This is a genomic window from Spirosoma montaniterrae, from assembly GCF_001988955.1.
GTDB classification, from domain to species: Bacteria; Bacteroidota; Bacteroidia; order Cytophagales; family Spirosomataceae; genus Spirosoma; species Spirosoma montaniterrae.
This window is the reverse complement of record NZ_CP014263.1, coordinates 3,694,820-3,717,948: the sequence shown is the minus strand read 5'-3', so window position 1 is coordinate 3,717,948 and position 23,129 is coordinate 3,694,820. Positions and strand designations below refer to the sequence as shown.

21 protein-coding genes are annotated in these 23,129 nt (G+C 52.3%); 12 read left to right on the top strand and 9 right to left on the bottom strand.

Annotated elements, in window-relative coordinates; translation table 11 throughout:
* The first annotated feature begins 89 nt into the window (after positions 1-89).
* Both AWR27_RS16085 and AWR27_RS25345 read left to right on the top strand, forming a co-directional pair.
* A complete protein-coding gene (locus AWR27_RS16085) occupies positions 90-515 on the top strand; it encodes a hypothetical protein (protein ID WP_198045018.1) in 426 nt (141 codons plus the stop codon).
* 92 nt (positions 516-607) lie between these two features.
* Entirely contained in the window at positions 608-751 is a 144-nt protein-coding gene (locus tag AWR27_RS25345; RefSeq protein ID WP_157579245.1) for a hypothetical protein, read from the top strand.
* A gap of 88 nt (positions 752-839) precedes the next feature.
* Here the strand turns inward: AWR27_RS25345 and AWR27_RS16080 are convergent, their stop codons facing one another.
* On the bottom strand, positions 840-1,082 hold the full coding sequence (locus AWR27_RS16080) for a type B 50S ribosomal protein L31 (protein ID WP_077134029.1): 243 nt from the start codon (positions 1,080-1,082) through the stop codon (positions 840-842).
* 472 nt (positions 1,083-1,554) lie between these two features.
* Between AWR27_RS16080 and AWR27_RS16075 the strand changes: the two genes are divergently transcribed.
* On the top strand, positions 1,555-4,047 hold the full coding sequence (locus tag AWR27_RS16075) for a ribonucleoside-diphosphate reductase subunit alpha (protein ID WP_077132113.1): 2,493 nt from the start codon (positions 1,555-1,557) through the stop codon (positions 4,045-4,047).
* A 139-nt stretch (positions 4,048-4,186) separates the two neighbouring features.
* On the opposite strand, the gene AWR27_RS16070 is transcribed toward AWR27_RS16075, so the two are convergent.
* Complete coding sequence (locus AWR27_RS16070) at positions 4,187-5,065, bottom strand: DUF389 domain-containing protein (RefSeq protein ID WP_198045017.1); 879 nt, start codon at positions 5,063-5,065, stop codon at positions 4,187-4,189.
* Positions 5,066-5,160: 95 nt separating this feature from the next.
* A complete protein-coding gene (locus AWR27_RS16065) occupies positions 5,161-5,406 on the bottom strand; it encodes a hypothetical protein (protein WP_077132111.1) in 246 nt (81 codons plus the stop codon).
* A 324-nt stretch (positions 5,407-5,730) separates the two neighbouring features.
* On the opposite strand from AWR27_RS16065, the gene AWR27_RS16060 reads away from it, so the two are divergent.
* Complete coding sequence (locus tag AWR27_RS16060; protein WP_077132110.1) at positions 5,731-8,733, top strand: DEAD/DEAH box helicase; 3,003 nt, start codon at positions 5,731-5,733, stop codon at positions 8,731-8,733.
* A gap of 2 nt (positions 8,734-8,735) precedes the next feature.
* On the opposite strand, the gene AWR27_RS16055 is transcribed toward AWR27_RS16060, so the two are convergent.
* From AWR27_RS16055 to AWR27_RS16030, 6 genes are all read right to left on the bottom strand, one after another.
* Entirely contained in the window at positions 8,736-9,374 is a 639-nt protein-coding gene (locus AWR27_RS16055) for an MCP four helix bundle domain-containing protein (RefSeq protein WP_077132109.1), read from the bottom strand.
* Positions 9,375-9,527: 153 nt separating this feature from the next.
* Positions 9,528-10,829 (bottom strand): thiopeptide-type bacteriocin biosynthesis protein, encoded by a 1,302-nt coding sequence (locus tag AWR27_RS16050; protein WP_077132108.1) that lies wholly within the window; start codon positions 10,827-10,829, stop codon positions 9,528-9,530.
* Positions 10,772-12,238: a lantibiotic dehydratase family protein gene (locus AWR27_RS16045; protein WP_198045016.1), complete on the bottom strand. Its 1,467-nt coding sequence runs from the start codon at positions 12,236-12,238 to the stop codon at positions 10,772-10,774. The genes AWR27_RS16050 and AWR27_RS16045 overlap by 58 nt, the downstream gene beginning before the upstream one ends.
* Entirely contained in the window at positions 12,190-12,561 is a 372-nt protein-coding gene (locus AWR27_RS16040; protein WP_077132107.1) for a lantibiotic dehydratase, read from the bottom strand. The genes AWR27_RS16045 and AWR27_RS16040 overlap by 49 nt, the downstream gene beginning before the upstream one ends.
* Before the next feature lie 11 nt (positions 12,562-12,572).
* Positions 12,573-13,298: a LytR/AlgR family response regulator transcription factor gene (locus AWR27_RS16035; protein WP_077132106.1), complete on the bottom strand. Its 726-nt coding sequence runs from the start codon at positions 13,296-13,298 to the stop codon at positions 12,573-12,575.
* A 21-nt stretch (positions 13,299-13,319) separates the two neighbouring features.
* Complete coding sequence (locus AWR27_RS16030; RefSeq protein ID WP_077132105.1) at positions 13,320-14,366, bottom strand: sensor histidine kinase; 1,047 nt, start codon at positions 14,364-14,366, stop codon at positions 13,320-13,322.
* 408 nt (positions 14,367-14,774) lie between these two features.
* On the opposite strand from AWR27_RS16030, the gene AWR27_RS16025 reads away from it, so the two are divergent.
* From AWR27_RS16025 to AWR27_RS15990, 8 genes are all read left to right on the top strand, one after another.
* Entirely contained in the window at positions 14,775-15,869 is a 1,095-nt protein-coding gene (locus AWR27_RS16025) for a glycoside hydrolase family protein (protein WP_157579244.1), read from the top strand.
* Between the two features lie 53 nt (positions 15,870-15,922).
* Entirely contained in the window at positions 15,923-16,669 is a 747-nt protein-coding gene (locus AWR27_RS16020; protein ID WP_077132103.1) for a hypothetical protein, read from the top strand.
* A gap of 56 nt (positions 16,670-16,725) precedes the next feature.
* Entirely contained in the window at positions 16,726-19,116 is a 2,391-nt protein-coding gene (locus tag AWR27_RS16015) for a TonB-dependent receptor (protein ID WP_077132102.1), read from the top strand.
* Positions 19,117-19,161: 45 nt separating this feature from the next.
* Positions 19,162-19,890: a sporulation delaying protein family toxin gene (locus AWR27_RS16010; protein ID WP_077132101.1), complete on the top strand. Its 729-nt coding sequence runs from the start codon at positions 19,162-19,164 to the stop codon at positions 19,888-19,890.
* A 169-nt stretch (positions 19,891-20,059) separates the two neighbouring features.
* Positions 20,060-20,788: a sporulation delaying protein family toxin gene (locus AWR27_RS16005; RefSeq protein WP_077132100.1), complete on the top strand. Its 729-nt coding sequence runs from the start codon at positions 20,060-20,062 to the stop codon at positions 20,786-20,788.
* A 122-nt stretch (positions 20,789-20,910) separates the two neighbouring features.
* Positions 20,911-21,636 (top strand): sporulation delaying protein family toxin, encoded by a 726-nt coding sequence (locus AWR27_RS16000; RefSeq protein WP_077132099.1) that lies wholly within the window; start codon positions 20,911-20,913, stop codon positions 21,634-21,636.
* A 104-nt stretch (positions 21,637-21,740) separates the two neighbouring features.
* On the top strand, positions 21,741-22,349 hold the full coding sequence (locus AWR27_RS15995; protein WP_077132098.1) for a sporulation delaying protein family toxin: 609 nt from the start codon (positions 21,741-21,743) through the stop codon (positions 22,347-22,349).
* A gap of 46 nt (positions 22,350-22,395) precedes the next feature.
* Complete coding sequence (locus tag AWR27_RS15990) at positions 22,396-23,109, top strand: sporulation delaying protein family toxin (protein ID WP_077132097.1); 714 nt, start codon at positions 22,396-22,398, stop codon at positions 23,107-23,109.
* The last annotated feature ends 20 nt before the right edge of the window (positions 23,110-23,129 follow it).

Below are 23,129 nucleotides of genomic sequence, written 5' to 3'. Positions count from 1 at the left end.
TCGTGTGCCTGTTAAGTTAATTTAATGGCAAAATCTTCATCATTGCAACGATGAAGATTTTGCCATTGTCAATTGAACTATATAGAAAAATGAAAAAGACACATGCACCTCTGATAGCGTTACTGCTAACCGTTAGTACGTTTGCCAAAGCTGAGAAGAAAGAAGGTACGCCAGCCGCGCAGACGGTTACACTGAAAACGCATCTGCTGCCAGGTTTTCTGTATTTTGTCAAAGGTGACATAACGCTTACGAGCGATTCGCTACGGTTCATGTCTGCTACCGAATGTTTCGACTGGAAACTGCTGGGTAAAATCTATCCCTGCCACAATGATTTGTTCAGAGCCGTGCAAGTACCGCTCAGTTCGATTGCCAAAGTGAGTCGACGAAATACGCTCCTTATTTTCCCTAATAAGTTTGTCGTTCGGCTAAAAGATGGGCGTAAGTACAAGTTTTTCTCTTACAAACGTGGGCGAATCCTTCGGGCTTTGAAGCAAAACCCGCAGTATGGTGCGTAAACAACGAACCGCAACAACCCCTGTTAAACTGGTCGTCGCAGGGGTTGTTTTATATGAGTTTGTAGCATTATTAAACTATAGCTGGCGAAGCAATGAAGCGATCAACCAAAGTTATTTTAATCGTTGTCCTGCTGGCACTGGTCGGCTACCTACTAACGGTCGGTCATATTCACTACCAGCTATCGTCAGCTAAGCCGACGCAGCGAACCGTTGAACGGGCAGGAGCCAGACAATGAGGTGATATATTTTTCTAACTTGCCAGGAAAACACAATAAACCCCACTATAGCCAGTATAGTGGGGTTTATTACTAAAAAACTAATACTTTACTTCGTGCCGTAGCGTTTGCGGAACTTATCAACGCGGCCCGCTGTGTCGAGCAGTACGTTCTTGCCGGTATAGAACGGGTGCGACTGCGAACTAACTTCAATCTTTACGAGCGGATAGGTCTTGCCTTCAAACTCGACAGTGTCTCTGGTTTGAACTGTTGAGCGCGTCAGAAATTTGTAATCGCTCGACAGGTCGTGGAATACCACGTCGCGGTAATCCGGGTGAATGCCTTTTTTCATGATCTGATCCTCTGTTTCTGTCATCTTCTCGGTTTCCGACCGAAAAGGATTGCAAAGGTACGGGGTTTTTCTGGCTCTGCCAAGTTCTTTCCGGGCTTCTTTTAGTGCCTGACAATCAAATTTTTAAAAGTGGCCGTTGCCTAATAATGCCGTAATATTGACTTGCAGCGACCGACAATTTTTCCTACATTTCGACTACTAGGTACCCTTCTCTACGTTGCATTCACCGTTCGGCTCTGCCGCAAAATAAATCCGAAGATTTATTTTTTAGATCATTCTCTTGATAGGTTATTGCTAAGTGATTCATTCATACCGCTTAACAATTTCTTAACCTACATAGCAGAATTGCACATTTCCCCGAAGTCAAAAAAGGACTGAACCCTACGGGTTGATTTTCCGTCTATTTGAAAGCAACTTTAAAACTTCGTTTCACTGAATTTTCGCATTCTTTCTATACTAATCCCAGAACATTATGTATGTAATCAAACGTGATGGCCGCCGGGAGTCGGTCAAGTTCGATAAGATTACCGCTCGTATCGAGAAGCTGTGCTACGGCCTTGACCCTGCCTATGTGCAGCCGGTAGAAGTCGCCATGAAGGTCGTTAATGGCCTGTACGACGGGGTGAAAACCACCGAACTCGACAATTTAGCCGCCGAAACGGCTGCCTCCCTGACTACCCGCCACCCCGATTACGCCATCCTGGCCGCCCGGATCGCTATCTCAAACCTGCACAAGGAAACCAACAAATCGTTCTCCGGTACAATCAAACAACTTTACCACTACGAGGACCCAAAAACAGGCGAAAATGCGTCGCTGATCTCGAAAGAAGTCTACGACGTGGTGCGTACCAATGCTGCCCTGCTCGACAGCACCATCATCTATGACCGCGATTATGGCTACGATTATTTCGGCTACAAAACCCTCGAAAAGTCGTATCTGCTGAAAACCAACGGGCGCATCGCCGAACGCCCGCAGCACATGCTCATGCGCGTGGCCGTAGGCATTCACTTAGACAACATCGACGCGGCTGTAGAAACCTATAACCTGTTGAGCGAGAAGTGGTTTACACATGCTACGCCCACGCTCTTCAACGCCGGTACGCCCAAACCGCAGATGAGTAGCTGCTTTTTGCTGACGATGAAAGACGACAGCATCGACGGCATTTATGACACGCTGAAGCAAACCGCCAAAATCTCGCAGTCGGCGGGTGGTATCGGTCTGAGCATTCACAACATTCGGGCCACCGGTACGTACATCAAAGGCACCAACGGCACCTCCAACGGCATTATTCCGATGTTGCGCGTGTTCAACGATACGGCCCGCTACGTCGATCAGGGAGGGGGGAAACGCAAAGGTTCGTTTGCCGTGTATCTGGAACCCTGGCACGCCGATATTTTCGATTTCTTAGACCTGAAAAAGAACTCCGGGAAAGAGGAATCCCGCGCCCGCGATCTGTTCTATGCCCTCTGGACGCCCGACCTGTTCATGAAGCGCGTAGAAGACAACGACGTGTGGAGTTTGTTCTGCCCGCACGAGTGCCCCGGTCTGGCCGATTGCTACGGCGAAGAGTTCGAGGCTCTGTATGAGCGGTATGAGCGTGAAGGCCGCGCCCGCAAAACCATCAAAGCGCAGGAACTGTGGTTCAAAGTTCTGGAGTCGCAGACCGAGACCGGAACGCCCTACATGCTGTTTAAGGATTCGGCCAACCGCAAATCGAACCAGAAAAACCTCGGCACCATCAAGTCGAGCAATCTCTGCACCGAAATCATCGAGTACACGGCTCCCGACGAGGTGGCGGTTTGTAATCTTGCCAGCATTGCCCTGCCGAAGTTCATCAAGCGCGACCCCGACGGTATTCTGCGGTTCGACCACCAGAAACTGCTTGAGATTACGAAGGTAGCCACCCGCAACCTGAACAGAATCATCGACCTCAATTACTACCCGGTTGAAGAAGCCCGGCGCAGCAATATGCGTCACCGCCCGATTGGGCTGGGCATACAGGGGCTGGCCGATGCGTTCATTCTGTTGCGAATGCCGTTTGAGAGCGACGAAGCCCGTCGACTGAATGAAGACATTTTCGAGACCATCTACTTCGGTGCCATGACGGCCTCGATGGAACTGGCGAAAGAACACGGCCCCTACGAAACCTGGAAAGGTTCGCCCATTTCGCAGGGTATCTTCCAGTTCGATATGTGGGAACGCGACGGAAAACCGGTAACGCCCAAGTCGGGCCGCTGGGATTGGGAGAGCCTCCGCAAAGACGTAGTAGAACACGGCGTTCGGAACTCGCTGCTACTGGCCCCGATGCCAACCGCGTCGACCTCGCAGATTCTGGGCAACAACGAATGCTTTGAGCCGTACACGAGCAACATCTACACCCGGCGCGTGCTGTCGGGCGAGTTTGTGGTGGTGAACAAACACCTGCTCAAAGACCTCGTGAAGCTGGGCCTCTGGAACGACACGATGAAGAACAACCTGATTCGGGCCAACGGCTCGGTGCAGCAGGTGCCGGGCATTCCGCAAAACATTCGCGACCTCTACAAAACGGTGTGGGAGATTAAGCAGAAGCACATCATCGACATGGCCGCCGACCGGGGCGCGTATATCTGCCAATCGCAGTCGCTGAACATTCACATTCAGGACTCGAACTTCGGCAAGCTGACGTCGATGCACTTCTACGCCTGGAAAGCGGGCCTGAAAACGGGCATGTACTACCTCCGCACGAAAGCCGCTGCCGATGCTGTGAAGTTCACGGTAGAGCCGCAGGCCGAACCGCAACTGGAACCCGTACTGGCCGAAACCATCGCCGTCGAAAAACCCCTCGACTACGTGCAGTACGCCAAAGACCACGCCACCAATCAACAACCTACCCCCGTACCGATGGTAACGGAACTGGAGCAGCAATATGCCGCCATGACCTGTTCATTGGACGACCCGGAAGGCTGTGAGATGTGTGGGAGTTAAGTGAGTGGTAAGGTATAAGGTGACAAGGTGTAAGTTTTTCGCTCCCGGCTGTGCGTAGGCATGGCCGGGAGTGTTGTTTTATGGGTTCGCTGTTTCGGCTACCGACGCTGCGCTGTTATGTCCCTACGGGACAATTGATTCACGCTATCGGTTTGCGGTTGTGGAAAAACTGCTGTTTGGCCCAGAACACGAGCATACAGGCCCCTACAATCATTGCTACGTCGACGCCGAAGCGTTGCAGACCCTGACCGGCTAAGTCGTATCGACCGCTGGCAAGGCCGATGCCAACCACGGCTGCTGCGTTGATAATCACCATCGCAATCAACGCCCCGGCAATCACGCTCTTCCGAAACGACGACATAATAATGGCCCCCGAAATGGTGCCGCAAACCGACAGCAGCGTGTCGGCGGTGGTGGGGTGGGCGAGGTGCTTTACTTCTTCGCTGCCCGCGAAATCGCTTACGGTGGCCTCGCCAATGGCTTGCAGAAACAGAAACGTCAGGGCTGAAGCTGCAATGAGGGTACTATACCCCACCAACGACGACCGGAACGCCCGCCATAGCACAATCCATCGGCGCAGTACCAACGCGAGCCCCAACGCTGCCACCGGCTCGAAACCCGGCGCAATAATGGCCGCTGCCACAAACGGCATCACCTGTCGCGTGGGTTCGGCAACGATACCGATGGTTGCCATAATGCCACCAAGCGCCATGAGAACCACAAAATTGAACGTCACGCGCCCCTGATGACGCATGCCCGTTTCAATTTCTTCCCAAATGGCTTCGTCGAGGTCGTTTTCGAGCTTCCCTGATTGGCCGGTTTCGATGATGCTTTCCGTAAGCGAGGTGCTAACCAGATACGGTGCATCGCCACAGCGGTTGGCAATGGCCCGCAGCACCTTATCGGAACCCCGGTTAAGGAGTTGTACCGACAGCACGTCGCCGGGCGTAGGTTTATACGAATTGTCGGGGTAGAGGGCCAAACCAACGACCTCGTCAATCTGGAGGAGGTCGTTCATAACGGCGGAAGTCTTATCGGCAGGTAACTGAACCTGAAACGAACGATGCATAATGTCGAGTGATGTGGTAGTGTAACCACATCATCGGCGAATTGTTAGCGGTTACGTCCCCGGCGGTGCGCCTGCTGGCAGGTGGGGCTGCAAAAAGCCGCGTGTCTGCGCTTAGCCTCGAACGTGCGTTTGCAGTACGCACATTTCTTGATGTAGAACACGCCCTTATACACCTGCCGGATAAATCCGAAGTGCGGATCGACGTAGACCATCAGCTTGTCTTTGCGTAGGCGCAGAAAACTATCGTTGCGTTGAATAGGCCGGGTTTTATCAGGTTCACTACTGGGCATAAAGCATCGGTTGTCAGATGGTGCTACCCCAAAGTACGTTAAAAGCCGCGATTGTTGAGCCGGAATCCCGCAAAAACTCCGCCCGTAAACAGAAGTACGCGACATAACCTGTTGAGTTAAAATCATTTAATTTACATACACTTGGAGAATATAGTTTGATTCGTATATTTGAGACCGTTAGTTCTGAAAAAATGGACTTAAACAGTTATCTATTAGCGGTTTAAACCTTTTAACGAACAGCCCCGCCGTTTATCGATAACCAATCATCCGTTTTTTCTATGATATAGCCTGTGTGCAGGCTGGTCTGGTAAATTGTGTTTTTGCATGAAAGTTCACCCCACACAACCCTTTCAAATTGTGTACTCGCTGCTCGACCACGAGTTTCTGGGCTACCTGATCGAAGCCTTCGTGGTTCAACGCAACAGCCGGGGCGAATTGACGTTGCAAAACCAAACGCTGTCGACCCAAAACGTAGGCGAGTTTGCGCGCGGTCTCGATGAGCGCGATTTTGAGCTTGTGCGGCTCATCGACAGCATTCAACAGGATACCATTGTTAAGAAATTCAACACCCGCCGATTGCCCGCCGTTGATTTTTTTCTGAAAATCTACGACGCCCAAAAAGGCGATAAATTAGTACAGGAAGCCATTGCCGGGTATCTCGAAAACCTGAAAGCCCAAATTATGACGCTAATGCCGGGCAAGCCATTTTATGTGATGGGCAACGACGGCAACCCGGCCTGGCAACCAATTACGTGGATGCCCGAACCGGCGCGGGTACATTTTCATTTTGTGCGTAATGCCGATTCAACGCATTACTTCCCCATTATTCGCTATCCAACCGGCTCAACCGGCGAAACCGAGCGCGTAGAATTCCAGTTTAAAGACGCGCTTATGGTCTGCGACGAACCGGCCTGTTTGCTGGTAAATAACCGCCTGTATCAATTTAGCCGTAACGTTGATGGCAAAAAACTCCGCCCGTTTTTTACCAAAAACCATATCGTGATTCCGCGCAATCTGGAACCACAGTATTACGAACGATTTGTGACGCAGTTGATAGCCTCATACGACGTATATGCCAAAGGGTTCGAGATTCGCAGCGAAGTGATTGAGCCTCAACCGGTGCTGACAGTGTCGGAACTGGTAACGAGCAGCCGAAGCATGTCAACGCTCGCAGTAGGGCGCGAAGGCAATTCGGCAGAGGTAGTCGAGACAGACGAAAGTACCCGGAAAATTGCGTTCGACCTGTCGTTTCGGTACGGCGATTCTATGTTTCGGTACGATAATTTCGGCCCGTCGGCCAATGTCAGTTTAGAACAAAAAGGCGACGAGTATATTTTTCATAAGATTCGTCGGGATCAGCGGCTCGAACGGCAAAAACTGACCACTCTGCGCGAAGCCGGTCTTGATCTGCGGCACGGGCGTATGGCCCTGACCAAAGCCGAAGCTTTTGCATGGCTGGCCGATAACAGTGCCAAAATTCAGGAAGCCGGGTTTGTGCTGCAACAACACGCGCAGGATACGAAGCGGTATTTTCTGGGCTATTCGAGCATTAACGTGTCGATAGAAGAAGGCCGCGATTGGTTCGATATTTACGCCAATGTACAGTTTGGCGAGTTCGTGATTCCGTTTTTGAAGCTCAGAACGCTCATTCTCAACAAGAAGCGCGAATTTACACTCCCCAATGGCGAAGTGGCCGTAATTCCCGAAACCTGGTTTACGCGCTACTCCGAACTGTTCGGCTTTCTGGAGCGGTCGGGTGGTATCGATGCCGACGGGGCCGACCGGCTTGTGCTGCGCAAACACCACCTTGCGCTCGTACAGGAACTCGAACGCGACAACCTCGCCACTACGGTGATGAGCCGCAAACTCGAACGCCTGCGCGATTTTTCGGAGATCGAATCGTACCCGATTCCAGTGCATTTCAATGGCACGCTGCGCCCCTATCAGCAGGCCGGTTACGACTGGATGAACTTCCTGCGCCAATACCGGTTTGGTGGTTGTTTAGCCGACGATATGGGCCTGGGCAAGACCGTGATGACACTTGCCATGCTGGAAGGGCAAAAGGAAGCCGCCAATACGGAACCCGATGCCGCCCGGCCAAACCTGCTGGTGATGCCTACGTCGTTGCTCTACAACTGGGAACTCGAAGCCCGCAAGTTTACCCCCGACCTGCGCGTGATGGTTTACACCGGTACGTATCGGGAGAAAAACACGGCCCAATTTGACGACTACGACCTGATTCTAACCTCATACGGCATCGTGCGCATCGACATCGATTTATTGAGCGATTACCGGTTCAACTATGTAATTTTAGATGAGTCGCAGGCCATCAAAAACCCGTCGTCGCACATCACAAAGGCCGTAATGCAACTGAATACGGCGCACCGGCTGATTCTGACCGGAACCCCGCTCGAAAACAGCACAATGGACCTCTGGAGTCAGATGACATTTATTAATCCGGGACTGCTGGGGAGTCAGTCGTTTTTCAGAAATGAATTTCAGATACCCATCGAAAAGCGGCACGACGAAGCAAAGACCAATCGGTTATATAGCCTGATTAAGCCATTTATGCTCCGGCGCAACAAAGCGCAGGTAGCTACTGATTTGCCCGAAAAAGTGGAGAGCGTACTCTACTGCGACATGTCGCCCGATCAGGCCGAGCAGTATGAAGAGGCCAAGTCGTATTACCGCAACCTGATTCTGGAACGAATTGAGGAAGATGGTATGGCCAAGTCGCAGATGATTGTATTGCAGGGGCTAACCAAACTGCGGCAGATTGCCAACCACCCGCGCATGGTCGATGCCGGATACGAAGGCGATTCTGGCAAATTGGATGACGTGCTGCTGCGGCTTGAAAGTGCCATGACCGAACACCACAAAGTGTTAGTATTCAGTCAATTCATCAAGCACCTGAGCGTTGTTGAACAACACCTGAACGAGCGCGGCATCAAATATGCCTACTTAGACGGCTCAACCACCGACCGGCAAAGTCAGGTCGAGCTGTTTCAGACCGACGATTCGGTGAAGCTGTTCCTGATTTCGCTCAAGGCCGGTGGTTTGGGCCACAACCTCACGGCGGCTGACTACGTGTTTATTCTCGATCCGTGGTGGAACCCCGCCATAGAAGCGCAGGCCGTTGACCGGGCGCATCGAATTGGTCAGCAACGAACCGTGTTTACGTACAAGTTTATTGCCAAGAATACGGTCGAGGAAAAAATTCTGTCGTTGCAGCGGGCCAAGCAGCAATTGGCCGGTAGCCTGATTACAACCGAAGAGAACTTCATGAAGTCGCTGACTAAAGAAGATATACTGGTGTTGCTGGAGTAGGTTTAAATGCCCCGCCGAAAAACGATGATGCCAATCAGCAGCGTCAGGCCGATTTGCAAAGCCGAGAATACGTAAATATGATCGACGTTACTGCGCGACTCGCTCAGAAGTTCTTCGCCAACGGTCAGTTGCAGGGCCGATAACTCATCGAGTTTGGTGGCGGCCTGCCCAAACGCTGTATTTCCCGAACCTGTAAACAGCATTTTCTGGGCCTGCGTGCGGTTGGTTGTAGCCTGTTGCAATACCTGTTTCTCTAACTGGTTATATTCCGTGATGTACTGACGGAAGGCCCGGAGTTCTTCGGCCTCGCGCTGGGTGAGCCGGGTTTGCTCAAACTCGGTCAGGAGCGAGTCGGTATGCCGGTCGCTGCGGTCCATTTGGCCTTGCAGCAGCGTTGGGTCGGGCCTTTCGGCAGAGAGCAGGTAGTTTTCCAGGACAAGCCGTTTGCCGTAGAGGTTTGACGTTAAATGCACAAGGATGGCTGTTGGGGCGAGCCGGTCTTTGTAAATCGAGGCAACTGATTTTTCGATTTGGCCAACACTGCTGCGGCTGAGAAAAATGCTGGTCAGAATCAGGCCGAGGATGCCAATTAGCAGAAGCGTTGCCCGAAGCCGGGACCGGGGTTGCGTAGGTTGATTCATGAATGCGATCCTATTGTTTTTACTTTTCTATGTATACCCTCAAAGAAACAACAGAATCGCATTCCCAACATTAATTTTGTTTCAAAAGTGGGTTGGCGATAGGTCGAACACGCGAGGTTTCCCAAAGACACCGTAGGTCTATAGCTGAGAGCGTTAGGTTCGTTGCCATTGTTTCAGCAACTTATACAGGAAGCAATAGATGATTTGTTCGTGTTTTCGCTGACTATCGGCAAACAGCCGATTAAGAAATAAATGGGTGATGTGCGGTAGCAGCCGGTTGGGTGAAGCGGGGTCGGCCCGTTTGAGTTCCTGCTGAAAAGCAGCAGCCTGCTCACCGTAGACCGCCAGCCATTGCTGTAACATCGGCTCGCTTGGAGTGGGCTTATCCAGGAAGGGCCGGTATACGCGAAATTGTGCATTAACTTCATGTTGAAACAACTTGTCGGCCTTAAACTCGCGCAGGAACATATCGCGCCAGACTTCGATTCGTTCAAGTTGCTCGGCGATAGTATAGCCCCAACTCGTAAGCAACTGATGCACAAACAAACAGCCCACCCGGAGCCGCTGCCAGTCGGGTTGGTGAATAAGCCAGCCCAGTAATTGTACAATGGCTTGGCTGTCGTGGCCGAACCACGTTTCACAGATTTCGATAGTTTTTGGTCCGAACCGCTCCAGTTCACGCTGATAAGTATCGAACTGTACGCGGTAAATGCGGCTGTCGGCGGCCATGCGTGCGTTGGCCCAACTGCTAATAACCTGAAGAACAGTATCTGTCTGGCCTGATGAAGCCAGAAAACGGAGCCGAAGGTGTTTTTCCGGATCGGCATAGCGGATAAAAAACCAAGATTGCAGCGCGTTTTGTGCCTGTAAACTCGCCAGCAGGGCCGGTAGGTGTTCGGCCAGTAACGCGTCGGCTGCGGCAGGGCCTACGTATAGTTTAAGATACAGCCAGCGGTTGCCGGGCGCAAACAAACGGTCGTGAACCGAGGCAGAAACAGGTGTCGCCAATAGCTTTGCCAGCGTTGGCTGCGGAGTGGTATTCCGCAATGGAATCAACAATTCGTGGCTCCAGTACTGCTCCTGATCAGAGTGCGCCAGTGGCCGGGTTACAGCCTCGGGCCACTCAAGCAGCGTTACCTGACCGTTGCGCTGGAGAGCCTGCGTCAGCAACTGTAACCCCACGGTTATCTCAGTATCGATCACCAGTTCGTTATCGCCTTCTGCCAGCAACACATAGCGTGGAAGCCGATGGGCAGTTTGCCAGTTGACCCACGCGGTGCTGGGTATAGTCTCAACATCTTGTCGACGCAGATGCCATTGCGCCCGGCTGAGTACCACATTTCGATAGGTTAGGCGCGGCAAAAACGGCATGGTCTTCAGTGGTCCCCAATCCCAGACTATGCGTAAACTGGCTTCCTGCTGTTGCAGGTCATACAGAAACCTATAATGAGCCACCCCCCGGCCTGCACATTATGGGCCGTGGAAAGTCTTGGTATAACCTGCTGATTGAGCCGGTGCGACAACAAAACGACCCGCTGCCCATCTGGCACAGCTATGCGCAACTCCCGGAGCGACAACTGGTGCGACTCTGGCACCATAGACCGGGTTAAGATCGGCAGTTCATGGGGCCGTAATATAGGCCGACGGAGTACGTTGCCGGTTCGGGCACCGGGCAAATGAACGAGTTCGGCCAGCAACGCATCGGGATACATGGCCTGTTCATCCTGTAGACACTGCTTCAGCCGGGCTTCGAGTTCGGGCGAAAGGTGGGCAAATCGCCCCAGCAAATTTGCTGCCGATGGACCTCCCATTCCTTTCAGCAAAAATAATGAATCGGGCGCGTTAGGCTGGCCCATCAACTGCCCGATTGCATAGCCACTACCCGGCAGTGGGAGGTTAGGTTGAACAGGTAGAATAGTATCCAAATCCTGTTTGGTAAGCTGAATAACCATTTCTTGCTGTTGGATAGCCGAGACGTAGAGTTTGAGTAGATGTTCAGAAACAACCGTTTCAGCCGGGGCCGATGAAGCCTCCGAATGCCAGGGCAGACTATCTAACCAGGGCGTCGGCATTTCCTGATGGAGGTCGTAGCCAATGCCAGCATCGGGGTCTAATGCCTCCAGCAAGGGTACAGCCTGATTTTCGTAGCGGGCAAAAAATCGGCGTTTAAACGTATCGAGCGATGAGTTGACAGATGGGCGGCTACGCTCTGCCAGATCGGAGAGCGTATGGCCCAACTCGGCCTGCACAACGGTGCTAAGCACAAGGGTATCGTCGGGCAAGAAAGTGTCGCATTGCACATATGGCGGCTGTGCTGATACAGCCAGCTCGTGCAGCAGCGTTTCTATCTGTTGATTGCTCATTGGGCCGCAGCAGGGCAGCAGAGCTTGCAGGTGCGTCAGCCGCTCCACAAGCGGGCCGGTGCCTGAGCGTGTCGCCAGCCGCTCGTTCAGCCGTACCAGCGGATCGGGTCCGGTCAGGTTAATGCTCAGATCCGATACCAGAAGTTGGCTATCGATAAGCGCATCAAGGTACGACATGACCGTATCGGTGTCGACGCCCGCCTGCTTAAGTTGTTCCGAAAGAGTTGAATAAGGTAGTCCTTGCCGAGCGTTTTCAAGAAGCTGAAGCAAACAGGCATCGGTCTTAACTTCGTTTTGATAGTAACTCCGCTGCCCGTTCTCTTCGTTGAAGCCAATGTAGTGCAGCACATCGCCTATAACCCACACGCTGTCGTTGGTGGTGTAGGATAATTGACGTCGGATATATGGTAACTGGCTGATTGTGTGAGCTAACTGACTAACCAGACCCGCATCTAATCGAAGGTGGCGGGAAACGGTGGCCCCCACGCGCAGATCCGACATTGCCCCCATTGCCCCAGACCGATACCCGCAAACAGGCCGAATGGCGTGCTGCGGGTAGTCATTCTAACGAAGTACTTGTAGAGTGTCAGCAGCAGTTTTTCATTGGGCAGTGGTCCGCCCGTTTGCCAGGCTACCAGCGCGGCATGTACTGTTGGCGATGCATAAAAAAGAGCTTCCCGGCGCAGTTCATCGGCATACACGCCCAATAGCACGTCGGCTAAGGATTGCCCCTCGGCCAACTGCCGTTCTACGGCCAGAAACTCATCGAGTGCAAGCAGTGGCCGGCGCAACACAAAAAAATCGGCTGGCAGCAATTGAGCCATGCGAAGACAGATTACTTATTCTGGAGAATAGATTTTTGCAGCAGCGTCAGCAATTCGTCTTTGTATCGGCCCGACGTTGGAATGCGGGGTGCATCTTTCATGAACAGCTCATTGCCGTCGATGGCGTTAATCATGCGGATGGCTACAATATAAGAGCGATGTACGCGGGCAAACTGACGGGGTGGCAGCCGTTCTTCCAGTTCACCAATGCCGCTGTAGGTTACAATCTGTTCCTGCTTATTGGTGAAAATCGATACGTAGTTCTTCAAGCCTTCGATATACACAATTTCATCGAAATTAACTTTCCGAAGCTTCCCTTTGTGTTCCGTTTTGACCAGGATGAAGTCGTCGGCTACTGGCGCGTTGGGCGTTATGGCCTGCCGGTTGAAATAGTTGAGAGCCTTTTCAGTTGCTTTCAGAAACCGGTCGAACGGAATAGGTTTCAGCAGGTAATCGAGGGCATTTCGCTCGAAACCGTTCAGGGCAAACTCGCTATAGGCGGTTGTAAAAATAACTTGTAAATTACTACCATAGAGATCAATAAACTGTAGCCCCGTCAGCAAAGGCATCTGGATGTCTAAAAAAAGAAGATCGACTGGCGTTTGTTTCAGCATTTCAATTGCCTGTGGGGCCGAGGTGGTGCTGCCAGCAAGGTGTAAATAGGGCGTGTCGGTAATATATTTGGTCAGAACGTTAATAGCGGCCTGTTCGTCGTCAAGAATAAAGCAATTAATCATATCGGATAAATGAATTAGTGCCTACAAGTTCGTCACGCTGATGTGTAATGAAGTTGAAAATATATTATTAATTTCCTGTTTTTCAAAACTATATCGATTACCAAAGGTCAAATTTAATTGTTTATCAATATTTGCAAGTCCAAGTCCTCCCTGCATATAATTAGGAACATCTTTTTTGCTATTCATCGTTGAAAAACGAATCTGATCATCAGTTAAGTCAACAGTGATACGGGCCGGTGTGGCCGCGTCGAACACATCGCCGTATTTGAAAATATTCTCGACCAGCGAGATTAGAATCAGGGGCGGAATGGTTAGATGCTGTTCGTATTCCTGGCCCGTGACCTGAAACTGTACGTGTAGCTGATCGCCGAAGCGGTATTGCTGAATTTTCAGATAGCATCGGATATAGTTCAACTCCTGCCCAACGGCTACCAGCGACTGATAGCCCACTTCCGACACACTGCGTAGCATTTGCGACAGAGCCATAATGGAATCGGCCAGCCGGGGCGACACCATGAGCGCGTCGGAAAAGAAAAAATTAAGCGTGTTGTATAAAAAATGCGGATTCAGTTGTGCCCGCAAGAAAGCCAGTTCCGACCGGGCTTTTTCGACTTCCAGTGCGGCTATGCGCTGCTCGTTCAGCCGTTTTTCCCGCTCCAGCCGAATTGAATACATGGCAAACCAGTAGCCGTAGCTCAGCAGAATGTACTGCAAAGCCAGCCAAAGCGAATCGGGAATAAAACGATTGTAAACAATAAATGTCTCTGAGTAAATAGTACGAATACCCAGCCCCGGCAATACGATGTCAAATAACCACAGCCGAATGGCTACGTAGCTGCCGACTAACAACACTGTATAGAGCAACAGCCGAGCATATTGTTTGCGTTGAACACAGGGATTAATGATAGCGTAAACGTTGGTATAAAACAATATGGCCACAAGGCCGTAGGTGAAGGGCATCTGTACAATAAACAACCGCTGAAGATTCCAATTGAATAGCAGTAAGTTGTTAAGAAGCAGATAGACAATCCAGACCGATGCATGAATCAGAATAGGTTTTCGATTCATTTTTAACCAACCTGATAATTGACGAAGTGAAGACATAAAGCGGTTTCGTATCGTGAAAAAAGGGCGTCGTATAATATTTTATGGTGGATGGATTCTATACTGCAACTTTCAGACATCAAACGCAAACAAATCGTAAACTCTAACCAAAATAAGTTATGAAAACCCTTACCGCAACTCCGGCCAACTACTGCTCAATGTAAAAAAAATTGCTAACCTGTCGCCAAAGCAGTCTGTCGGGCAGGGTAAATGTATGTCCCAAACGCTGCCAACTACGCTTACATTCTGATAGGTGTACCGACAATGCAGGTGTTCTTATCGGGAAATAGGCGGTTGGTATAAAAAATTGGCAAAAACCGCACCGGCCAGCTTGCTTTGGTTTATCGTTCGCTCAATGCTTTGCTCGTCAGTATGAATCTCCCGATTTCACCGGCCCGTGTCAATTACCTGCAACAAGCGCAGCAATACGTGGATGAGTTGATGCACACGGCCCACGAAGCGTTAAGGCAGATGGATGATGCCAACCGCTGGCTTTGCCGATTGTGGACCGGGACCACTGACCGGCTCTGGCTGGAGCAAGTGCTAAGTCGGCATGAGCCGGTGTCAGATACGGCCCTGTTACCAACGTTGCTGGGGTGTCTGTATCTCTACCGGCATGGCCCACCCGATGAGTTGCTGTGGTTATTGCTCGAACAAGTTAACGCCCGGCTTTACAAACAGACCGCCGAGCAGTTTGAGCGAGGGCATGTGGGCCTGCTGACGGGCGGCTCAACCTCGCTAAATTACCTGATTCGGGCAGGATTATATGCGCCGAACGCACAAAAATACGCCAGCCAGTTAACTACGCAGGTAGTGGAGAGTGGCACCGGGAGCAACCATCCGATCACCGACCTGTCTGTTGGCTACGGACAAACCGGCCTGATTTTGACTTTGACAGAAGCGGCTACCAACGCAACTATGGCTCAACGTATAGTGGGCAGCGTTAGAGAAGTGGAACGGTTGATCGAGCAGTATGTGCGGTATTTGGCTAACCATCAGATACCAATCGATTCGCAGGATGACAACTGGTCTATTTTCCCTATAACGGTGGCCGAAACGGAGTGGACATTACCGGAGCGGTTCTCCTGGGAAACGGGCGACGTGGGGCAATTGCTGCTCCTTTACCGGGCGCACCGGCTGCTGAACCAGCCTGATCTGGCCCGCTGGGCTGACAGACTATCGGGCTATGTGCTGCAACGGCGGGCTACAAACAAAGTGCGTGTTGAACGCATCGGACTAACCGATGGTATGGCCGGGTTGAGTTTGCTGTACCGACAGTTGTACCGAATTACCGGACGCGCTGATTTTTTGCACGAAGGCGAATACTGGCTTGAGCAACTTATCGACGTCGTGAAAGCCGGACGTTACCCGCCCGATGGATCGTTGCAGACGGGTATGCTGGGCGTTGATGCCACACTTCGCCACTGGCTGGGTGAAGACTTGGGGCTTGATCTGCTGTTTGTGTGAATTACGGTCTCAGGCTCTCAAAAAAACTAACGTATTCCTAAACCCTTTTTCCTATGAAAACGCTCTTTCTATCGGCCCTGCTTGTGGCTGCTTCGCCTGCCCTGACGATGGCCCAGGGCCAGAGCACTCCCGTGCGTTTTGCGGCTGTGCAAACGCCCACGCTCACGGCTCAAACCGTACTGACTAAGCACATTGAGGCTCTCGGCGGAACCGAAAAGCTCAACGCGCTCAAATCGATTATTGTTAAACAAACCACCTCAGCTCAGGGGCAGGAAGTTCCACAAACGCTATATATTCTGCCTGGTAAGGGTGTTCGGAGCGAGATGAACGCGATGGGCTTCGAAATCGTTGTTGCGGCCCGCGCCGACAGCGGCTGGCAGGTAAACCCGGCTCAGTATGGCAATGCTCAGCCCGTGGCGTTATCGGCCCGGCAGGCCCGTTCGGTATGCGCACAGGCCGATTTGTTCGGTCCGCTCGTTACGGCCCATGAAAAAGGATTCGCCATAACTTACGATGGCGATGAAAAAATAGAAGGCGATTTAAGCTATAAGCTGACCGTGACAACGCCGACAGGCAATCAATACGTCGCATTCGTGTCGCAGCAGAATCACATGCTCGTTAAGCTGATTACCAAAAGTTCGGAGGTGTTCTATGCCGACTATCGGAACATAGATGGCTACTGGTTTCCCCATACCGTTGAGGTAATTAGCAGCGGCAACAAAGCGAACATAATCGACCGCAGCTTCGAGGTCAATAAGCCCATCAGCGACAATCTGTTCGACATGCCAGCCGCTAAATAGCGAATAAGTCAGGCGAAGACTTTTCACTGCTGTATCCATCTTTACTCCCAGCCGCCATGAAAGCGTATTTGGTAATTTGGCTCCTGATCGGCACCCTGCCAGGTTTTGGCGCACCAACAACACCGTTTCGCTGCCCTGCCGATACGTTTGCCGTGGCCCGGCTGGAGAGTAAGTGGATCGTTCAGGGCACCGTAACCGACTCAACGTCGGGGCAATCTGTACCTTACGCTACTTTGCAGCTCTTCGATCTCCGGCAACAACGACCGTTAAATGGCCTTACTGCCGACGCCAACGGTAAGTTTACTGTCGAGATACTGCCTGGAACTGCTTACCGAATCGACGTGTCGAGCGTGGGGTTTGCGCCGAAAAGCCTGCCCGTTCCACCACCCGACGCCCACCAGCGGACCGTACTGGCCATCATGCTCAAAGCCAATGCCACCACCATCCGGGAAGTGTCGGTGCGAGCCAGCAAACCCATTGTAGAAGAGCAACTTGACCGGCTGGTGTACCATGCCGACCGTGACAATACGGCTCAGGGCGGTTTGGCTACCGACGTGCTGCGGAAGGTTCCGCTCGTAACGGTGCTGCCCGATGGTGGGCTATCGGTACGGGGCACGGCCAACGTGAAACTGCTGGTGAATGGCCGCTCGTCGGTGCTGTCAAATAACCCCGCCGAACTGCTGCGGCAGATACCGGCAGAGTCGATCAAAACCGTTGAGGTCATTACCTCGCCATCGGCAAAGTATGACGCTGAAGGGGCTACGCTCATCAACATTGTGACGAAGAAAAATCTCGCACAGGGCGTCAACGCCACGCTGAACGGTGGCATCGGCAGCACGGGCAGCAATGCCGCCAGCACGCTGTCGATGAATTACAAAAAGCTGAGTATCAGTTCGTCACTAACCGGGAACTGGTTCTATAATCCCTTCGCGGCTGAGGCCGACATATACCAGATACGCGGCACCGACCGGCAGTTGGTCACCCGGCAACAGGCCAGCGGCACCATCGGCATACAGGTCGTGAATGCTAACGCCAATGCTGAATACCGCCTGTCGGGCAAAAGCCGGTTACTGGTTGGATTGAACCACCGGGTCAGGCGCGTAAGAACCGACCGCGACGCACAGTTTAGTTCGGGTACGGGCGAAACAACGCTGCCAGCCGGGCATTACCAGTCGCTGATCGATTCGAAAACCAACGACTGGACGGTTGAGTACAACCACACGTTTGGACGGGTACAACAGGAATTGACGCTGAGCTGGACGGGCGGCATTACCCGAAATCAAACACTGGCAACGCCCGCTCCGCCTACCCAGGCCGACATTCGGTCGCAGAACGACGAGCAGGTGTTTCAGGCCGATTATCAACATCCTATTCGCCGAAATTGGCTGGTTGAGACGGGGTTGCGGCTCACGATGCGCCATATCGGCAACAGCCTGAGCGATTCGCTGAGCACTCAACGACTGACCACACTGGATTACCGCCAGCAGATAAGTGCCGGATATGTGTCGAGCCAGTGGGATTTAAAAAAGAAGTGGAGTCTGCGAACCGGGCTGCGGCTTGAGCATACCCACAACGACATCCGCCAAACCACCGACCAGCGTGAGCAACAGTATCTTAACTTATTCCCGAGCGTGCTCTTCCAGAAACGGCTGAAAAATGCCCGAAGCCTGAAGTTTTCGTATGGTATGCGTATTCAGCGGCCACCTGCGCAGTTGCTGAACCCTGCCGTAGCCACCACCGACCCGGTGAGCCGCTACACAGGCAGTCCGCTGCTAAAACCCGAGCAGATGCAGACCGCAGAACTGAGTTACAGCACCTATATAAAAGCCAACTCACTTATTCTGAGCGCGTTTGTTCGGAAGACCAGTTATCCCATCAGCCCGTATAATGCGTTGATTGGCAGTACGCTGGTGACGCAGTATGTGAACGTAGACCGCCAGACCGACATTGGTCTCAACCTCTACATGTCGGTGAAACTCTGGCAACGCTGGCAAACCATCGGCACAGCCAATCTGTACTATGCGTCGGTGGTGAGCCAGCCTGAGCAGGGCAACCTGACCAACAGGGGCGTTAACTACACGCTCGGTACACTTTCGACCTACGAACTGGCGAAAACATGGGCCGTGCAGCTTTACGGGGGCTATAACTCGGCCCGTCTGCGCCTACAGGGCCGCGACCAGGCGTTCACGTACTATCAACTGAGTGTGCGTAAGAACCTGCCACAGCAAAAAGGCAGCATCGCGCTCGGCATCGACAATCCGTTGCAACGCCGGGCAGCGTGGGTGAGCTACAACGAAACCGACACCTTCGCGTTTCGCAGCATAGCCTACCAGTACAATCGGGGCATTCGCCTGACGGTGATTTACCGGATTGGCAAATCGGGTCCGCGCCAGGAGTCGGCCAAAAGCCGCGAACGTCGCCAGAGCGATCTCAAAGAAGAACAATGAGCTTACCAATTTCCTGATTCCTAAACCCTTAACCGCTTATCACTCATGACTACGTTTATTCGCCAGTATCTGCTGAATGCCTACACGGCTCTTCCGTTGTTAGTGTGTCTATTGGTTGCCAGTTGGGCTGCTCAGGCTCGTCCGCTCGGGGTTTCGCACCGGTATTCGGGCGAGGAAATGTTTCGGGGCCTGTTTTTCTTGGAGGGCCGCTATGCCGAAGCCATTCCCGAACTCAAAAGTGTGAGTATGACCTACTCGTATAAGCTTGCGAAGGTGAGTAGCAAAGATGCCATTCACAAAACCCGAAATCAGCTCGTGGCAACCATCCGGGCCGAGCAGCCGATGTTTTTTGACAATTTTCAAAAAGCGATGGAAAGCGGCAATCACCTGCGGGTAGAATCGACTTTACGGGCAGCACGCAAGGTTGTTGAAGCCACCGCCGAACGGCTCTACAAACTGGATATGCAACAAATCGAAAAACTTCAGCGGCAAACGCTGAAATTGGCCGACGAGGGCAAACTGACCCGTGATGTAGTCGAACAAATGGCTAAGAACCTGCAAAAAGAACAATATCAGACTCGTCAGGGTAATGGCACCTGCATTGTTTTACCGCTGCCTCCGGTTATTGATTTAGCCTGTTCGCTGATTGTAATTCTATACTGCCCGGTTGTAGTTTATGTTGTTGCTGTGGAGCAAACTGTTCAGGCCGATTCCCGATTGTTAACCGAGCAGTTGGTAGCTTCTATCTGCCAGATTTCGGCCAATCCGTCCTGATTATACGGTTTCGGGGTGCTTCGGCCACCGACCGTTTCTTACTCTGTATCTTAATTTTCTAAGATAGTCGCTGTGTGTTGGCTTACCGGTCTGAGCCATCACCCCGATAGTTCGTGTCCATTTTTTCACAATTCTTTCATGTCAAACCCTTAAAACCAAGTTATCAACCATGATTACCTCAATTCGCAAATCGTTCTTGAATGCCTACACGGCTCTGCCTCTGCTGATCTGCTTCGTGCTGGCCTCCTTTCACAGCTTCGCCCTCAACAACAAGGCTACCCGCGCCACTTTTCTGAGCGGTCAGGAGCTGTTTGCCGGGGTGTTTTTCTTAGAGGGCCGCTATGCCCAGATGCTGCCCGAAACCCAATCGTTCCAGACAGCCTACCTCAACCAGCAGCAGAGCAGCGACCAGAAAGCGGCAGTGGCCCAGGTGCGGCAGGCGGTGCTGGCCCAGATCGAGTCGGCTCGTCCGGGCTACTTTGCCCACTTCAAGTCGGCCATGAAGAGTGGCGACCATCTGCGGGTGAGTGCGGCTTTGGCCGAGGGGCAGGCTCTGGTGGGTCAGGCACTGGACGTGCTCTATGAGTTGGACAAGGCCGAGTTGGGTCGTTTGCAGGCCAAAGCGCAGGCGGAAGCGTCCCGGCAGGGGGGCAAGTTAGATGCCCAGGCTATCGAGAAGCTGGTGGCCGACATGCAGAAGGGCAAGGCCGTTGATACCAACAGCGGTACGTGTGCGGTGATTGTAGTTGTCGTAGTGGCTGTAGCTGTGGCTGTTGTACTTGTAGCCGTTGCATTGGTAGCTGAAGAAGTGTTGTCTGCCGACAATCGCAACACCAAGTCGCTGATACATGAGCAGTTAGTAGCATCTATCTGCAATGTAGCCCCGACTATCGCATAAGCAGTTTTCATAGACACGTATGGGCTGGTGTTCGAGCAGACCGGTGCCTGAATACCGCCCCTTTTTCTGAGTCTTTTTCTTCAACTTCTTTTTCTAAAACCTTCTAAACCAAGTTATCAACCATGATTACCTCAATTCGCAAATCGTTCTTGAATGCCTACACGGCTCTGCCCCTGCTGATCTGCTTCGTGCTGGCCTCCTTTCACAGCTTCGCCCTCAACAACAAGGCTACCCGCGCCACCTTTCTGAGCGGTCAGGAGCTGTTTGCCGGGGTGTTTTTCTTAGAGGGCCGCTATGCCCAGATGCTGCCCGAAACCCAATCGTTCCAGACAGCCTACCTCAACCAGCAGCAGAGCAGCGACCAGAAAGCGGCAGTGGCCCAGGTGCGGCAGGCGGTGCTGGCCCAGATCGAGTCGGCTCGTCCGGGCTACTTTGCCCACTTCAAGTCGGCCATGAAGAGTGGCGACCATCTGCGGGTGAGTGCGGCTTTGGCCGAGGGGCAGGCTCTGGTGGGTCAGGCACTGGACGTGCTCTATGAGTTGGACAAGGCCGAGTTGGGTCGTTTGCAGGCCAAAGCGCAGGCGGAAGCGGCCCGGCAGGGGGGCAAGTTAGACGCTCAGGCTATCGAGAAGCTGGTGGCCGACATGCAGAAGGGCAAGGCCGTTGATGCCAACAGCGGTACCTGTGCGGTGATTGCAGTTGTCGTGCTGGTAGTGGCCGTGGCGGCTGTTTGGGTGGCCATTGCCGTATCGGAGAATGAAGTACTCAGCGACAATCGCAACACCAAATCGCTGATGCACGAGCAATTAGTGGCTTCGATTTGCGAAGTGGCTCCGAGCATTGCTTAAGTAATCGATTCAATAGAGGTTCGGTATGTGTGCAAACAGATGTGCTAATACCGAACCTCTTTGTATAAATAAGTCTGATTCTACTCCTAAACTGCTTATCACTCATGACTACGTTTATTCGCCAGTATCTGCTGAATGCCTACACGGCTCTTCCGTTGTTAGTGTGTCTATTGGTTGCCAGTTGGGCTGCTCAGGCCCGCCCACTCGGGGTTACGCACCGGTATTCGGGCGAGGAGATGTTTCGGGGCCTGTTTTTCTTAGAGGGCCGCTATGCCGAAGCCATTCCCGAACTCAAAAGTATGAGTCTGAGCTATACAGCAAAACTGGCTAAGGCCGCTGATAAAAAAGCGAAGATACACGCAACTCGCCAACGGCTTATACAGACATTGTTGGCGGAAGACAAGTTTGTGTTTGACAAATTTCGGGCTGCTGTAGAAAGTGGCAATCCATTGATTATTAAATCGAAACTGGAACAGACTCAACAAAAACTTGAAGAGTTGGTAGCCTTTCAGTCAAAGTCCAGAAAGTCCGTAGAGACTAACCAGGGTAATTGCCTGATTATTCTTATAGTCACTTCTGAGAGTGCAGCTTCTTTATCTATGCAGGTTATTGCTATGGTACTCTCCCCCGAAGAGATAACACAAACTAACTCACGCCTATTGACCGAGCAACTTGTGGCGTCAATGTGCCGTCTGTCGGCCAATCCTTCATAGGTGTTTTCATTTCCTTTTCTAAAACCTCCTAAACCAGTTATCAACCATGATTACGTCGATTCGTAAATCGTTTCTGAATGCCTACACGGCCCTGCCTCTGCTGATCTGCTTCGTGCTGGCCTCCTTTCACAGCTTCGCCCTCAACAATAAAACCACCCGCGCCACCTTTCTGAGCGGTCAGGAGCTGTTTGCCGGGGTGTTTTTCTTAGAGGGCCGCTATGCCCAGATGCTGCCCGAAACCCAATCGTTCCAGACAGCCTACCTCAACCAGCAGCAGAGCAGCGACCAGAAAGCGGCAGTGGCCCAGGTGCGGCAGGCGGTGCTGGCCCAGATCGAGTCGGCTCGTCCGGGCTACTTTGCCCACTTCAAGTCGGCCATGAAGAGTGGCGACCATCTGCGGGTGAGTGCGGCTTTGGCCGAGGGGCAGGCTCTGGTGGGTCAGGCACTGGACGTGCTCTATGAGTTGGACAAGGCCGAGTTGGGTCGTTTGCAGGCCAAAGCGCAGGCGGAAGCGGCCCGGCAGGGGGGCAAGTTAGACGCTCAGGCTATCGAGAAGCTGGTGGCCGACATGCAGAAGGGCAAGGCCGTTGATGCCAACAGCGGTACGTGCTTAGTTACGATTCTGGCCGTTGCAATCATTCTATGGGTTGTGGTTGTGGTGGCGGCTGAAGAAGAGATCACGTTGAACACAAACGGCCACTCGCTGATGCATGAGCAACTGGTGGCATCTATCTGCAACGTAGCGTCAACAATCGCTTAACCTCTAACGACTTACATATC